At 69.6% G+C, this 12,876-nt stretch carries 14 protein-coding genes; 3 read left to right on the plus strand and 11 right to left on the minus strand.

The features are described from left to right. Nucleotides 1-46: 46 nt before the first annotated feature. Genes ACIOTO_RS04430 through ACIOTO_RS04440 form a run of 3 tightly spaced genes read left to right on the plus strand, consistent with a single transcriptional unit; the run spans nt 47 to nt 2,341 of the window. Nucleotides 47-832 carry an energy-coupling factor transporter transmembrane component T gene (locus ACIOTO_RS04430; RefSeq protein WP_400858074.1) on the plus strand — a complete coding sequence of 262 codons (786 nt, stop codon included), beginning with the start codon at nt 47-49 and terminating at the stop codon, nt 830-832. Between the two features lie 10 nt (nt 833-842). After that, the gene (locus tag ACIOTO_RS04435; RefSeq protein WP_400856735.1) at nt 843-1,718 is read left to right on the plus strand and encodes a siderophore-interacting protein; all 876 of its coding nucleotides are present in this window, start codon (nt 843-845) and stop codon (nt 1,716-1,718) included. Next, a complete protein-coding gene (locus ACIOTO_RS04440; RefSeq protein ID WP_400856737.1) occupies nt 1,715-2,341 on the plus strand; it encodes an ECF transporter S component in 627 nt (208 codons plus the stop codon). The genes ACIOTO_RS04435 and ACIOTO_RS04440 overlap by 4 nt, the downstream gene beginning before the upstream one ends. Nucleotides 2,342-2,407: 66 nt before the next feature. Here the strand turns inward: ACIOTO_RS04440 and ACIOTO_RS04445 are convergent, their stop codons facing one another. From ACIOTO_RS04445 to ACIOTO_RS04495, 11 genes are all read right to left on the minus strand, one after another. Next, nucleotides 2,408-3,760 carry a DUF222 domain-containing protein gene (locus ACIOTO_RS04445; RefSeq protein ID WP_400856739.1) on the minus strand — a complete coding sequence of 451 codons (1,353 nt, stop codon included), beginning with the start codon at nt 3,758-3,760 and terminating at the stop codon, nt 2,408-2,410. A gap of 202 nt (nt 3,761-3,962) precedes the next feature. Beyond that, nucleotides 3,963-4,901 (minus strand): carbohydrate ABC transporter permease, encoded by a 939-nt coding sequence (locus tag ACIOTO_RS04450; protein WP_051662268.1) that lies wholly within the window; start codon nt 4,899-4,901, stop codon nt 3,963-3,965. Between the two features lie 2 nt (nt 4,902-4,903). Continuing rightward, nucleotides 4,904-5,809 (minus strand): carbohydrate ABC transporter permease, encoded by a 906-nt coding sequence (locus ACIOTO_RS04455; protein WP_091032410.1) that lies wholly within the window; start codon nt 5,807-5,809, stop codon nt 4,904-4,906. Nucleotides 5,810-5,838: 29 nt separating this feature from the next. Continuing rightward, on the minus strand, nt 5,839-7,164 hold the full coding sequence (locus tag ACIOTO_RS04460) for an extracellular solute-binding protein (protein WP_029261286.1): 1,326 nt from the start codon (nt 7,162-7,164) through the stop codon (nt 5,839-5,841). Nucleotides 7,165-7,211: 47 nt separating this feature from the next. Next, nucleotides 7,212-7,586: a cupin domain-containing protein gene (locus ACIOTO_RS04465; protein ID WP_091032415.1), complete on the minus strand. Its 375-nt coding sequence runs from the start codon at nt 7,584-7,586 to the stop codon at nt 7,212-7,214. Continuing rightward, nucleotides 7,583-8,473, minus strand: a complete 891-nt coding sequence (gene lsrF / locus ACIOTO_RS04470; RefSeq protein ID WP_262002700.1) for a 3-hydroxy-5-phosphonooxypentane-2,4-dione thiolase — start codon at nt 8,471-8,473, stop codon at nt 7,583-7,585. The genes ACIOTO_RS04465 and lsrF overlap by 4 nt, the downstream gene beginning before the upstream one ends. A 21-nt stretch (nt 8,474-8,494) precedes the next feature. After that, nucleotides 8,495-10,099, minus strand: coding sequence for an FGGY family carbohydrate kinase (locus tag ACIOTO_RS04475; RefSeq protein WP_400856741.1), 1,605 nt, complete (start codon nt 10,097-10,099; stop codon nt 8,495-8,497). Continuing rightward, the gene (locus tag ACIOTO_RS04480; protein WP_372468238.1) at nt 10,087-11,106 is read right to left on the minus strand and encodes an NAD(P)-dependent oxidoreductase; all 1,020 of its coding nucleotides are present in this window, start codon (nt 11,104-11,106) and stop codon (nt 10,087-10,089) included. The genes ACIOTO_RS04475 and ACIOTO_RS04480 overlap by 13 nt, the downstream gene beginning before the upstream one ends. 33 nt (nt 11,107-11,139) lie before the next feature. Further along, a complete protein-coding gene (locus ACIOTO_RS04485; protein ID WP_168380816.1) occupies nt 11,140-11,955 on the minus strand; it encodes a GntR family transcriptional regulator in 816 nt (271 codons plus the stop codon). Between the two features lie 264 nt (nt 11,956-12,219). After that, the gene (locus ACIOTO_RS04490; RefSeq protein ID WP_372468237.1) at nt 12,220-12,591 is read right to left on the minus strand and encodes a type II toxin-antitoxin system PemK/MazF family toxin; all 372 of its coding nucleotides are present in this window, start codon (nt 12,589-12,591) and stop codon (nt 12,220-12,222) included. Beyond that, a complete protein-coding gene (locus ACIOTO_RS04495) occupies nt 12,588-12,809 on the minus strand; it encodes a ribbon-helix-helix domain-containing protein (RefSeq protein WP_262002710.1) in 222 nt (73 codons plus the stop codon). The genes ACIOTO_RS04490 and ACIOTO_RS04495 overlap by 4 nt, the downstream gene beginning before the upstream one ends. Nucleotides 12,810-12,876 lie beyond the last annotated feature (67 nt).

Here is a 12,876-nt window from a genome sequence, read left to right on the forward strand (position 1 = left end):
CACCGGCGCCGCCGGCGGAGACCGCGCTTTCGACCCGTACGCCCGGATGACGGCGACCTCGCCCCGGCAGTTCCTGTACGCCCTGAATCCGCTCGCCAAGGTCGCGGGTTTCGCCCCGGCGATGGTGCTGCTCGTGTTCGTCCGCGACCTCGCCACCCCGGCCGCGTTCCTCGTGCTCGCATACGCGCTGATCCTGGTCGGCGCCCGCCTCACCCGACGTCTGCTCGCTCTGCTGCTCCTCGGACTCCCGGCCGGGATGCTGCTGGTCGCGGTCGGATTCTCGTTGTGGGTGGATGCCGGGCTCGTCGACGGCAGCACGCCGGTGGTGCGGATCGGCGACTGGACGCTGTACAGCGGCGCTCTGGTGATCGGCGCGGCGACCGCGCTGCGGCTCGGCTCGGTCATGGCGCTCGCCCTCGTCGGCGGGCTCACCACCAGCGGCCCCGACCTCGTACGGGCGAGCGTGCAGCAGCTCCGGGTGCCCTACCGCGTCGGCTACACGGCGCTCGCGGCGTTCCGGTTCGTGCCGCGATTCGGGCATGAGCTGGCCGTGATCCGCGCGGCGCATCGGGTGCGCGGGTACCACGGCGGGCGCGGACCGTTCGCCCGTATCGCGCGCGGTTGGGGCTACATCGTGCCGCTGCTCGCCGGGGCCATCCGCCATGCCGAGCGCGTCGCCCTGGCGATGGATTCCCGGGCGTTCGGCGCTCATCCCACCCGCACCGAGCGGCATCTCGTGCCGTTCCGCACGCGGGACACGGTCTTCACTCTCGTGACACTGCTGGCGTCCGCCGCCATCTTCGTCGCCTTCTTCCCCTGGCAGCTTCCCTGAAAGGCGCCCCATGGCATACAGCAAGATGGTCAAGCCCGAGACGACCGAGCTCATCCATCTGACGGTCTTGCGCTCGGAGCGCCTCTCGACGCACTGGATCCGCGTGACTCTCGGCGGCGGCGAGATCGAGAAGTTCCGCCCGATGGGCTTCGACCAGTGGTTCCGCCTGTTCCTGCCGATCGGCGGCGACGCCGGCCTCGAGCGGGTGCCCGCCAAGGCGAACAAGATGTTCGGGTATCTGAAGTTCCTGCGCATCCCCGACGGCGAACGCCCCGTGATGCGCAACTACAGCGTGCGCGCCTATCGTGCGGCGACGGCGGAGGCCGGCGCCGAGATAGACGTGGACTTCGTACTGCACGGCTCGGCGGCCGACGGCACGGCCGGCCCGGCGTCTCGGTGGGCAGAGACCTGCCAGCCGGGCGAGCACGTGCTGATCATCAACGAGGGGCTCACCTTCAACCCGCAGCGCGGCACGGACCGCGTGGTGCTGGTCGGCGACGAGACGGCGCTGCCGGCGATCGCCGCGATCAGTGCGTCGCTGCCCGCGGATGCCGCCGGCACGGCGATCATCGAGGTGCCGAGCGCGGAGGATGCGCTGGAGTTCCCGCATCCGTCCGGTCTCGAGGTCGTCTGGATCGTGCGGCCTCACGATGTCGCCCCCGGTGCGCTGGCGCTGCAGGCGCTAGGCCGCACCGCGCTGCCGGATGCCCCGTTCCACGCGTATGCGGCCGGTGAGCAGGCGCTCGCCTCGGGCGCCCGCAAGCACCTGGTGGGCGAGCGCGGTGTCGACAAGAACGCGGTCAGCTTCTGCGGGTACTGGAAGATCGGTGCGGCCTCACCCGCATCGAAGGCCGCTCGCGAGGCGGCAGCGGAGCCGCTCGTATGAGCGGGGCGGATGCCGCGGGCACGGACGCGGCGGTTCCCCGGCGAGGATCGGGCGGTACCGCGCGAAAGCCGGGTGGGGGGTTCCGCTTTCCCACCGCGATCCTGCTGACCTGCGCGGCGCTCGGCGTGGCGGGCGGCCTGTTGCTGGCACCGGCGAACTGGTTGTCGACGCTGCTCTTCCCCGTGGCTCCGTTCGCGAGCGTGGCGCTGGCCGGGCTCTGGATGCTGCCGTCGGTCATCGCGCTGCGTCTGCTGCGACGCCCGCTGGTCGGGCTCCTGGTGGGTCTGCTCGCCGGCCTCGTGATCGTGCCGTTCTCCGGCTACGGGTTCGGCAGCGTGGCGACGAATCTGTGGTGGGCGGCGTTCACCGAGCTGCCGTTCCTCTTCGTGATCTGGCGATACTGGGGCACGTGGATGCACTATGTCGGCGCGGTCGTGGTCAGCGTCGTGTATCCGGTGCTGGCGTGGGCATCGTTCGATCTGGGCAGCTTCCCACTCGCGGTGCAGGCCCTGTTCTTCTCGATCACCCTGGCTAGCTGCGTCGGTACCACCGCCCTGGGAATCATCATCGCCGACCGGCTCCGCAAGGCCGGCGTCGGCGGGCGCCGTTCGCAGCGATCCTGACGTGACGCTGGCCGCATCCGCTGCCGTCGCCCCATCCGCCGCCCGCACCCATCCGCAGGCGGACCGTCAGGCGGCGATGTCGAAGCGGGCGCGGCCGCCGAGTCGTGGGGTGCGGGTGGGGTCGACATAGGCGGGTGGGAGGAACCACACTCGTCCCCCGGTCCCGGTCCCGTGTCGGGGTCGGTCGATGCGGATGTCCCACCCGTTGTCGTGGATGCGGTGGTGGCAGGTCTCACACAGCAACACCCCATTGGCGAGGTCGGTGGGTCCGTGGTCGCGTTTCCACCAGCGGATGTGGTGTGCTTTGGTCATCTCCGGTGGGAGCCCGCACATCGCGCACCCACCGTCGCGTTCGACCAGTGCCAATCGTTGTGCGCGGGTGAACAGGCGTTTCTCCCGCCCCCAGTCGAGCACTTCACTGTCCGCCCCGAGGACGCAGGGGATGATCCCACCCCCGGCGGCCATCCGCCTCGCCGCCCCGACACTGACCGGCTGGTCGAGACCGTCGATGGCCGCCGATCCCGCCCCCGATTCCAGGTCCGAGAGGTTCATCCGGACGATCACCGTGGCCCCGGCGACCGGGACCCGCGTCTGGCAGCCGAGGACGTGCGCGCAGAACACCGCGAGCGCGTCGGCCTGGATCATCGGGACCGTGCGCCGGTCCGCATCCGGAGCCTCCGCGTCGGGAGCTTCCTGCCGGGCGGCGAACGCGGCGGTCACGAACCCGCGGATCGCGGTCACCACAGGGGCGGCGGTCTCGGCGTCGAGCACCGCGTTCAGGTGCACCATCCCGTCCCGCTCGAACAGGGTCAACACCCGCTTCCCCCGCCGCTCCTCTTCTTTCGGTTCCACCCCCTCGGGGTCCAACCAGGCCTCCGCCCGCACCACGAGCTTTCGCACATCATCCAACGCGAGCCCCTTCGCCTTCTCGACCAGCACCCGCTCCCCCTCGGAGATGCGGCCCTGCCCCGCCGTCACCCGGCACCGATCCAAGACCGCGATGATCATCGCCGCGGCCGGCGCACCGAGCACCCCCGAGTCGAGCGCGGCCCGCACCAACGGATACCTCGCCGGAAGCGGCGCCCCCAGAAGGTCCGCGCGCGGCGCCGTCGCCTCCCCCACCTTCACCAGACGCACCGCGTCGCCCGTCGAGCGCCCCGTGGTCGCGGCGATCAACGTCGCCGGAGTGCGGAACCCCTGCTGCTTCGCCAGGCTCTCCGCCCCGAGTTCCGGCCGCGACTCATGCGCGATCCGCGCGGCGACCTCGACATGCACCGCATCCAACCGCCGCTGCAGCACGCCGATCGCCGCCCCCACCGCGACCAGCTCGGACCGGGACAGATCCCCCGCCTCGCCGGCACCCGCCCACGCCGCATCGAGGCGACTCATCGCCTCGTGCAACCCGGTCAAAGTGGACATGCTCCATCCTAACCCGGTAACACGCTACCTTCGAAGCTATCTCCGCATCACATCCCAGAATTCCGCACGAAACCGCAACACGACGCCCGCAACCACTCCTCCCCAGACCTCACCACTCTCGAAGTTATCCACGAATAACGTAAAAGGCGCAATAGGCGCAACAGGCGCAACGGGTCACGCAGAAGCCCCGCCGATAACCTCGCTACTTCACGCTCCCCTGCGTCAGCCCACCGACGAGCCACTTCTGGAGGAAGAGCGCCAGCAGATAGATGGGGATCAACCCCGACAGACTCGCGGCCGCCATCTGCCCGAACATCACCTCGCGGCCGCCCTGCATCAGGGCGATGCCGACCGGGAGCGTCTGGGAGTCCACACTCTGCGTGAGCAGCAGGGGGATCAAAAAGTCGTTGTACGCCAGGATGAAGACGATGATCGAGACCGCGACGATCCCCGGCGCGGTGAGCGGCAGGATCACCGCCCACAGCGTGCGGAGCGGTCCGCATCCGTCGATCTGCGCCGCCTCATCGATCTCGAACGGGATCGCGCGGAAGAAGCCGTCCAGCAGCCAGACGGCGACCGGCGTGAGCAGCAGACCCTCGACGATCCCGAGTCCGAGAACCGAGTCCATCAGCCCCGCCGAGCGCACCAGCACGAAGAGCGGGATGATCGCGACGACCGGCGGGGCGACGTAGGCCGAGACGATCAGCCCGAGCGTCTGCTTCCCGCCGGCGCGCAGCCGGGCCATCGCGTAGTTCGCGGGGATCGACACGAGGAGCGACACCAGCACGGCGATGATCGCCGCGCCGAACGAGTTGCGCAGGTAGGTGAGGATCGGCCAGTTCTCGAAGGCCGCGGTCCAGTTCTCGAACGCGAGGCGCGAGGGGAGGATCCGTGTCGACAGGATGTCGTCCGGGCTCTTGAACGACATGCCGACCATGTACAGCACGGGCAGGAGCGCGAGCGTGATCGCGACGACGATCACGGCCCACTTCACCGCCGTGACCAGTGCGGACGGACGCCCGGGGCGCGACGTGCTCGACGTGCGCACCTTGGAGCGCCCTCGGCGACGGGCGGAGGGGACGATGAGCGTCTCGGTCGCGCTCTCCTCGAGGCGATCGGATGCGCGGAGCATGAGCGACATGGTCAACTCTCCTTGTGCAGGCGCTGCCGCACGGCGTTGAGCGGCAGGATGACGATGGTGACCAGGACGAGGAAGGCGATGGTCTGCGCGGCTGCCGCCCCCACATCGAAGGTCTGCAGACCGGTGCGATAGATCTCGTAGCTGCTGACGGTGGTGTCGAAGCCCGGCCCGCCGCTGGTCATGATGAACACGAGGTCGAAGACCTTGAACGAGACGACGAGCTTCAGCAGGAGGACCGTGATCAGGCTCGGCAGCACCAGCGGGAGGGTGATGCGCCAGAAGGTCTGCCACACTCCGGCGCCGTCGACCTGCGAGGCCTCGTACACCTCGGTGGGCAATGTCTGCAGCGCGGCGAACACCAGCAGGACGCAGAACGGCGTCCACTGCCAGGCGTCGACCGTGATCACCGAGATCATCGCGGCGGGGCTCGACCCGAGGAACAGGAACGGCTCGGAGCCCGGATCGAGCGATTGCCCGATGTTGTTGAGCAGCCCGCCCGTGGGGGCCAGCATGAGCTTCCAGATGACTCCGGCCATGACCGGCGGTGTCATCAGCGGGAGCAGGAGCAGCACCCGGATGATGCGCCCGCCCTTGACGGCCGCATCGAGCGAGAGCGCGACCGCCAACCCTGCGATCAGCGCGATGAGCGCCGACGGGATGGCGAAGAGGAGCGACCTGCCGAGGGACGGGAGGGTGATCCCGTCCCCCAGCAGCGCCGCGAAGTTGTCGAACCCGACCCATTCCGAGAACGGACGTCCCAGCGACGACTCCGAGAAGGAGGCGGCGATGATGTAGCCGAGCGGGTAGATCGCGATGATGACGATCGCGATGACGGCGGGGGCGAGCAGGGCGCGCCCCGTCCACGACGCACGTCGGGAGACGCGTCGGTGGGTGACGGGCTGCGACATGAGCGGTCCTTTCGGGTTCGACGAGCGGATCAGCCGGCCAGGGACTGCCAGGAGTCCCAGGTCTGCTGCATCGCCTGTTCGGCGGTCAGGCTCCCCTGGAGCATGAGCGCGAGGTTGTCGCTCAGCGACTGGATCATCTCCGGTGCCTGCGGCGACGTGGGCCACGACTGCGCGTTCGGCAGCACCTGCGCGGCGACCGCCGACACCTCGGGGGCGAACTCGACGTATTCCGGGCTCTCCAGCGTCGACGTCCGGGTGGGATCGACGCCGGAGCCGGTCGTCGTGATCAGCTTCTCGTTGGTCTCTTTCGAGGAGGCGAAGGCCACGAAGTCCTTGGCGAGCTCCTCATCGCTCGCGTTGGGGCTGATTCCCATCGCCCATCCGGCGTTCAGCGCTCCGGAGATCTTGCCCTCCGGCCCGATGGGCAGCGGTGCCACACCCCAGCCGTCGACGATCTTCGACTGCTCGGGATCCTGCGCGAAGACACCGAGGTCGGTCCAGAACTCGATCATGCCGACGGACCCCGAGAGGAACTGCGGCAGCGCCTGCTCGAACCCGATCTCCAGCGGACTGGGCAGGGCAGAGGGGGCGGCGTCGAGCATCGACTGGGCCGCCGCGACCGCGTACTCGGTGTCGAGCTGCGGCATCTGCGGGTCGATCGGATCGGGCGACATCGTGGCGAGACGGTTGAAGAAGGTCGAGCCGATGTTGAACGCGCTCTTCGAGCCGAGCAGGGCGTTGCCGTACACGCCGTCCGCCTTCTCGGCATCGGTGATCTTCTTCGAGACCTCGATGTACTCGTCCCACGTGGTTGGCACCTCGACGCCGTTCCGCTCGAAGATCGCCTTGTTGTAGAAGAGCACGTGCGTGTCGCCGTCGATCGGCAGACCGTAGGTGCCTCCCTCGTACTGCGAGTACGGGCCGAAGATCGCCTCGATGAAGTCGGACGAGTCGATGTCTTCGTCGGATTCGACCCAGTCGGTGATGTCGGCGAGCGCACCGGCGTCGGCGAGCGCGCCGACCGACGTGTACCAGTACTGGATGACGTCGTAGTTGTTGGTTCCGGACTGTGCGTCGAGGACCGCCTTGGTCTGGATCTGGTCGTAGGGCACGACCTCGACTTCGACCTCGACACCGGTCTCGGCTTCGAAATCGGCCTCGAGGATCTTGCCGGCCCCCTCCTGCGGAGCAGCGATCAGGACCTTGAGGGTCTTGTCACCACCGTCGCCGGAGGATCCGCCGGCGTCGCCGGAGCAGCCCGCGAGCACGAGGCCCGCGACGGAAGCCAGGGCGATGACGGGCAGGGAGCGACGCGCGTAGCGCGCGAGGGATGAGGAGCGTCGTTGCACACTCATGGTGCTGTCCTTTCGATGTTTCTTCTTCGGGTGAGGGGGTGAAGCGGTCAGGATGCGGATTCGGGGTCCGGCGTCCAGGGGCGATCGACCTTGTCGCCATCGACCCAGGGGGTCTTCACGAAGACGGCTCGGAACGTCTCGTCGAACGGGTTGCGCACGAAATGCTCCTCGTGCGGTTCGGCGCGGAGCACGTCACCGACCGAGACGACCTTGCAGGTGTCGCGATCGAGCCAGATCTCGGCGCGCCCTTCCAGCACCACGAAGGACTCCGTGTGGTGCTCGTGCAGGTGATTGCCGAACTCGTCGCCCGGCCGCAGCACGACCACGCCGAACGCGGCGTCGTCGCTCTGGGCGAGGTAGCCCGGCCCCCAGTCGCCGAACCGGAGCGCGGCATCGGCGGCGCGGAGCACGTCGGCACTCATGCGAGCACCCGCGTCTCGGTGGCCTCGCGGAACAGCTCGTACGCGTCGGCGGGAGCGGCGTCATCGTGGACGACCGCGCGGACTGCGCGCATCATCGCCGCAGGATCCGCGCTCTGGAAGATGTTGCGTCCCATGTCGACGCCGGCAGCGCCCGCTCGGACCGCGTTCGACGCCATCGTGAGGGCTTCCAGCTCGGGGAGCTTCTTCCCCCCGGCCATGATCACCGGCACCGGGCAGCCCGCCACCACGTCTTCGAAGCCCTCGTCGCAGTAGTAGGTCTTGACGAGCTGGGCGCCGAGCTCGGCGATGATGCGGGTGGCGAGGCCCAGGTAGCGGGCATCACGGACGAGCTCCTTGCCGACCGCCGTCACCCCGAGCACCGGGATCCCGGCGGCGTAGCCCTCGTCGACGAGCGTCGTGAGGTTGCGGATGCTGCGGCTCTCGTGCTCACCGCCGACGAAGACCTGCACGGCCACGGCGTCGGCGTTGATGCGCACGGCATCCGCCATCGCCATCGCGGTGTATTCGTCGGAGAGGTCCTTGAGGATCGACGGTCCGCCCGAGGCGCGGAGCACGAGACCGGCGCGCGTGGCCGGCGGAACGGAGGTGCGCAGCGCACCGCGGGTGCACATGACGGCGTCCGCGTACTCGGCGAGCGGGGCGATGTTCAGGTCGATGCGCTCGAGGCCGGACGTCGGTCCCTGGAAGTATCCGTGGTCGAACGCCAGCATCACCGTGCGGCCGGTGTCGGGGTCGAGGATGCGGGAGAGGCGGTTCTGCATGCCCCAGTCGAGGTTCGCGGCCCCGCGGATGTTCTGCGAGAAGCGCACGGCCGGTGTCTCGGAGTGGAACTTCTTCGCTGCGGCGTTGCCTTCGAGGTCTGCCATGGTGTCTCCTTCTGGTGGTCGTCAGCCGGCGTGGCCGACGGGCGAGAGTCGGGTGGGGGAAAGGTCGTGGGGGCCGCGGGCGGCACCCGGTGGGGTGAAGAGCGGGAGCAGGTCGGGGCCTGAGATCGAGAGCATGTCGCGGTACACGCGGTGCCAGCGCTCGGTCACCGCGCGGTACTGCTCGTGCTCGCCGGGGTCGACGCGTTCGACGCGGTCGGGGTCGCCCATCGGCGGCAGGGCGGCGCCCACGCCACGCGCAGCCAGGCGGGCGGCGCCGTACGAGGTGGCTTCCGGCGCAGGGGTCACGCGGGTGTCGAGTCCGGTCACCCCGGCGATCACCCGCGGCCAGAGAGCGCCCGCGCTCGAGCCGCCTGTGAAGGTGACCGATCCTTCGGCGACCGCTCGGCCGCCGGTGAGGGAAGCGAGGATGTCGAGGTGCGCGCCGGCCACGATCGCGGCTGATTCCTCGATCGCGCGGACGAATGCTCCCCGTGACGAGCGGGCCGCGTCGTTGATGTCGAAGCCCACGAACGCGGGGGCCGCGTGATGCCAGGCGTCCGCCTGCATCACATTCGCCATGGTGGCGACGACGCCGTTGGCGCCCGCCGGAACCGCCGCGGCCCATTCCTCCATGATGGTGAACGCGGACGTTCCGGCTGCGCGTCCGAGCTCGGCGGCATCCGGGCACATCGCATCGCGGAACCAGCGCATCGCGAGTCCCGAGAGGAAGCCGATCCCCTCGACCATCCAGGTACCCGGATCGACGTGGCAGAGCGTGCGCAGTCGCCGCTCCGGGTCGATCAGCGGTTCCGATGTGACGGCCGTGGTCTGCCAGAACGTGCCGGCGACGATCGTCGGCACGCCTTCGCGGGCCGCGATGCCATGGAGCGCGAGCTGGGTGTCGGCACCGCCGGTCACGACGGGTGTGCCCACAGGGAGTCCCGTGGCGGCAGCCGCGGCGGGCGTGACAGCACCCACGACCTCGCCGCATTCGATCACGGGAGGGAGGATGCTGCGGTCCACGCCCACGAGTCCCGCGAGCTCGTCCGACCAGTTCCTCGACCGCAGGTCGAACAGCGCCGAACTCGAGCCGCTGGTCGGCTCGGTCACGAACTCGCCCGTCAGGCGCGTCGTGACCCAGTCGCTCAGCATCCCGAAATGGCGCGCCTGTGCGAAGAGGTCGGGCTGGTGGCGAGCGATCCACCGCAGCCGGGCAGGCGCCGTGATCGACACCCAGTCCCCCGCCGTGCGGTACACCTCGTCGGCGACGCCTTCGGCGACCAGTTCGTCGGCCTCCGCGCGTGCCCGACCGTCGGTGTTCGGGCAGGCCCAGAGCTCGCTGCCCCCAGCGTCGTACAGGACGAATCCCTCCCGCATGCTCGACGCGGCCACGGCCGCGATGCGCCGCCCGCCGAGGTGCGCCACGACCTCCGAGACGGCGGCGGCGATGGCCTTCCATCCGCTCTCGGTGTCGAAGACCGTGCCGCCGGGGTGCCCCGGTACGGCGTTGTGCGTCCATTCCCGTGCCGCTCGGGTGACGAGTCGGCCCTCGATGTCGAAGGCGAGCGCTCGCGCCGATCCGGTGCCGGCGTCGATGGCGAGGAAGACGTCCGTCATCGTTCCCATCGCAGGCTCCCGTCGGTGAGGAAGCTCTCGACTTCGGCAGCGAGCATGTCGGCACCGCGGACGAGCGTCTCGTTCGTCGCGCCGGCCAGATGGGGCGTGAGGATGAGGTTCGGTTCCGCGACGAGCTCCCGCCACGGTCCATCGGGTTCGTTCACGTCGAGGGCGACTCCGGCGAGGTGGCCGCTGCGCAGCGCTTCGAGGAGCGCGTGCTCGTCGACGAGCGATTCCCGGGCGGTGTTGATGAGGAACGACCCCTCCGGCATGCGGGCGATCTGCGCGGCGCCGATCATGTGGCGGTTCTCGTCGGTGGCTCGCGCATGCACGCTGACGACGTCGCTCGCGGAGAGCAGCGCGTCGAGGTCGGAGACGATCGTGGCATCCGTCACCGAGGCCGGGTCGACGAAGGGGTCGTACGCGGTGATGGTCGCGCCGAGCGCCCGCGCCCGAGCCGCGACGAGGCGGGCGACGTTGCCGTAGCCGATGAGACCGAGTCGCAGTCCCTTCACCTCGCGGCCGAACCAGCGGGCCCCCTCGAAGGTCGATTCGGCGAGCGGACGGCCGTCGGCGACCCGCTCGTCCACGTCGCGCAGCGACGCCGGCACGTTGCGCACGAGGGAGATCAGGAAGCCGATCGTGAGGTCGGCGACGGCATCCGCGTTCTTCCCCGGCGTCGTGGTCACTCGCACCCCGCGCTCGCGCGCCGCATCGAGATCGACGTTGACGGGACCGCCGCGTGCGCATCCGACGAGGCGCAGGTCGGGGAGCGCGGCCAGGACGTCGGCGGTCACGGGCGCCGCGTGGAAGGCGATGACGTCGTAGCCGCGGCCGAGGCTCGCGACCTCCGCCGGGTCCCCCTCGTACTCCCGGATGGAGGAGGTGTCCCACGTCGGCGTCGTGATCGTCATCGTCGTCGCGTCGACGGCGAGGCCCCGCTGCGCGAAGGCACGGGTGAAGATCTCGGCGGTCATGTAGCTGTCGCCGATGACGAGGATGCGGTGGTCGGTCATGTGCAGGGCTCCCGGGGTTCGTGAGTGGATGGGTCAGCGCAGAGCGGCGGGGTAACGACCGGAGGCGGTCTCGGTCGAGATGCCTCCCGCATCGAAACCGGTGTCGACGCTGACGCGGAGGCGATCGGTGCGCACGGAGGCGCGGGAGAAGTCGATGGGCTGGCCGCTCTGGTCGTAGGCGACGGCCTCGACGACGACGATCGGATGCCCCGGCTCGACCTCGAGCAGGCCCGCGAGCGCCCGATCGGCGGCGACGGCCTCGATCGTCCTGTGCATGCGGGCGATGCGGACGCCGGCGACGTTCCTGATCGCGGCGTAGAGACTCGCGCGGGGGTCGCGGAGGTCGGGCAGCACCCCGGCGAAGCGCGACGGCAGATAGTTGATCACGTGCACGGCGGTGCGCGAGCCCACGGCGCGCACGCGCTCCAGCACGAAGCCCGTGCCGTCGGGAGAGTCGCGTCCGACGACCGCTGCGGCCCACGAGGGAAGCGGCTCGATGCCGGCACGGAGGATCTCCGAGCTCAGGGCGCTGCGGCCGTCCTCGCTGTACTCGCCGAGAAGGCTCGGGGCCGAGGGGAGCGTCCAGGCCGACGGACCCTGGGCTCGTTCCACGAAGGCGCCCTTGCCCTGCTGTCGGGAGATGATGCCGGCGCTCTCCAGCCGGGACAGCGCGTCGCGGATCGAGGTGCGCGAGGCCGAGAAGTGCTCCCGCAGCTCGTTCTCGCTGGGCAGGCGATCACCCGGTCCCCAGGTGCCCTGGGCGATCTCGGCTTCGATGGCGCGCATGATCTGGAACCAGATCGGAGCCGTCGACGTGCGGTCGAGCAGCGGCAGGCTGAGAGTGGACATTCCGGCCTCTTCGGTGAGCGGGTGCGGGAACATCTGCGTTCCCGAGCCGGACTCTCCTGTCCGGACATGTATCGATCATGGACCGATACTTGTATCCCCTGAAGAGACAAGTCAGGAAATTCTCCGACGCCTGCTCTCACCTCGGATTTATTTCGACTGGTCAGGCATTTCCCGGAACAGCAAGTGCCCTCGAAGGTCGATCCGACCCCGGAGCAACGCGGGGAGCGCCGCGGCGGCCGGTACAAGTGGAACCCCCGCGGGGCTTCAGAGCGACAGATGCACGCGCAGTGCCTCGTCGATCTCCCCCATCAACTCGGCCGGCACCCAGCCGAGCGGACGGACGATGCGCGCGGTCGAGATGGTCCGCACCTGCTCCGCCTGAGCCTTCGAATCGCGATCCAGCCCGGTGGCGGCGGCGGGAAGCAGCACCTGGAACGGCAGCACCCGCGTGACGTTCGACGTCACCGGCACGACGGTGACCGTGGCCTGCGGGCGTCGCGCAGCGACCGCGTTCGCCGTGTTGTTGCTCACGAGCACGGCCGGTCGCGTCTTCCGCGCCTCGGACCCGACCGTGGGGTCGAACGAGACGAGGATGATCTGACCACGACGAAGCAGGGAGACCGCACTGTCGCTCACGCGGTGGCCAGGCCATCGTCGGCCGCGGAATCCCACTCGTCGTCGTATCCCTCGGCGTAGGCCTCGGCGTACGCGTCGGCGAGACGGCTCTCACGAAGAAGGCGAACCGCCGCGTGCACCACGGCCGAGCGCGAGGGGTACCCGCCTTCGAGGGCCTGGGCGTCGAGGAACGCCAGATCGCTCTCACTCAGACTGAGGCTGACCTTTGCGGTGGACATGCAGTAATACTACTTCGGTAGCACCGCTGGTACTACCCACTTCCTTCGAGCATCCGAGCACCGCAGC

The sequence above is a fragment of the Microbacterium sp. NPDC087592 genome (assembly GCF_044743585.1).
Lineage (GTDB): Bacteria > Actinomycetota > Actinomycetes > Actinomycetales > Microbacteriaceae > Microbacterium.

Bases quoted from the DNA above. Each gene is read 5' to 3' on its own strand.
- ACIOTO_RS04430 (WP_400858074.1), top strand. From the start codon at position 47: ATGACGGCGACCTCGCCCCGGCAGTTCCTGTACGCCCTGAATCCGCTC.
- ACIOTO_RS04435 (WP_400856735.1), top strand. From the start codon at position 843: ATGGCATACAGCAAGATGGTCAAGCCCGAGACGACCGAGCTCATCCAT.
- ACIOTO_RS04440 (WP_400856737.1), top strand. From the start codon at position 1,715: ATGAGCGGGGCGGATGCCGCGGGCACGGACGCGGCGGTTCCCCGGCGA.
- ACIOTO_RS04445 (WP_400856739.1), bottom strand. From the start codon at position 3,760: ATGTCCACTTTGACCGGGTTGCACGAGGCGATGAGTCGCCTCGATGCG.
- ACIOTO_RS04450 (WP_051662268.1), bottom strand. From the start codon at position 4,901: ATGTCGCTCATGCTCCGCGCATCCGATCGCCTCGAGGAGAGCGCGACC.
- ACIOTO_RS04455 (WP_091032410.1), bottom strand. From the start codon at position 5,809: ATGTCGCAGCCCGTCACCCACCGACGCGTCTCCCGACGTGCGTCGTGG.
- ACIOTO_RS04460 (WP_029261286.1), bottom strand. From the start codon at position 7,164: ATGAGTGTGCAACGACGCTCCTCATCCCTCGCGCGCTACGCGCGTCGC.
- ACIOTO_RS04465 (WP_091032415.1), bottom strand. From the start codon at position 7,586: ATGAGTGCCGACGTGCTCCGCGCCGCCGATGCCGCGCTCCGGTTCGGC.
- lsrF (WP_262002700.1), bottom strand. From the start codon at position 8,473: ATGGCAGACCTCGAAGGCAACGCCGCAGCGAAGAAGTTCCACTCCGAG.
- ACIOTO_RS04475 (WP_400856741.1), bottom strand. From the start codon at position 10,099: ATGGGAACGATGACGGACGTCTTCCTCGCCATCGACGCCGGCACCGGA.
- ACIOTO_RS04480 (WP_372468238.1), bottom strand. From the start codon at position 11,106: ATGACCGACCACCGCATCCTCGTCATCGGCGACAGCTACATGACCGCC.
- ACIOTO_RS04485 (WP_168380816.1), bottom strand. From the start codon at position 11,955: ATGTCCACTCTCAGCCTGCCGCTGCTCGACCGCACGTCGACGGCTCCG.
- ACIOTO_RS04495 (WP_262002710.1), bottom strand. From the start codon at position 12,809: ATGTCCACCGCAAAGGTCAGCCTCAGTCTGAGTGAGAGCGATCTGGCG.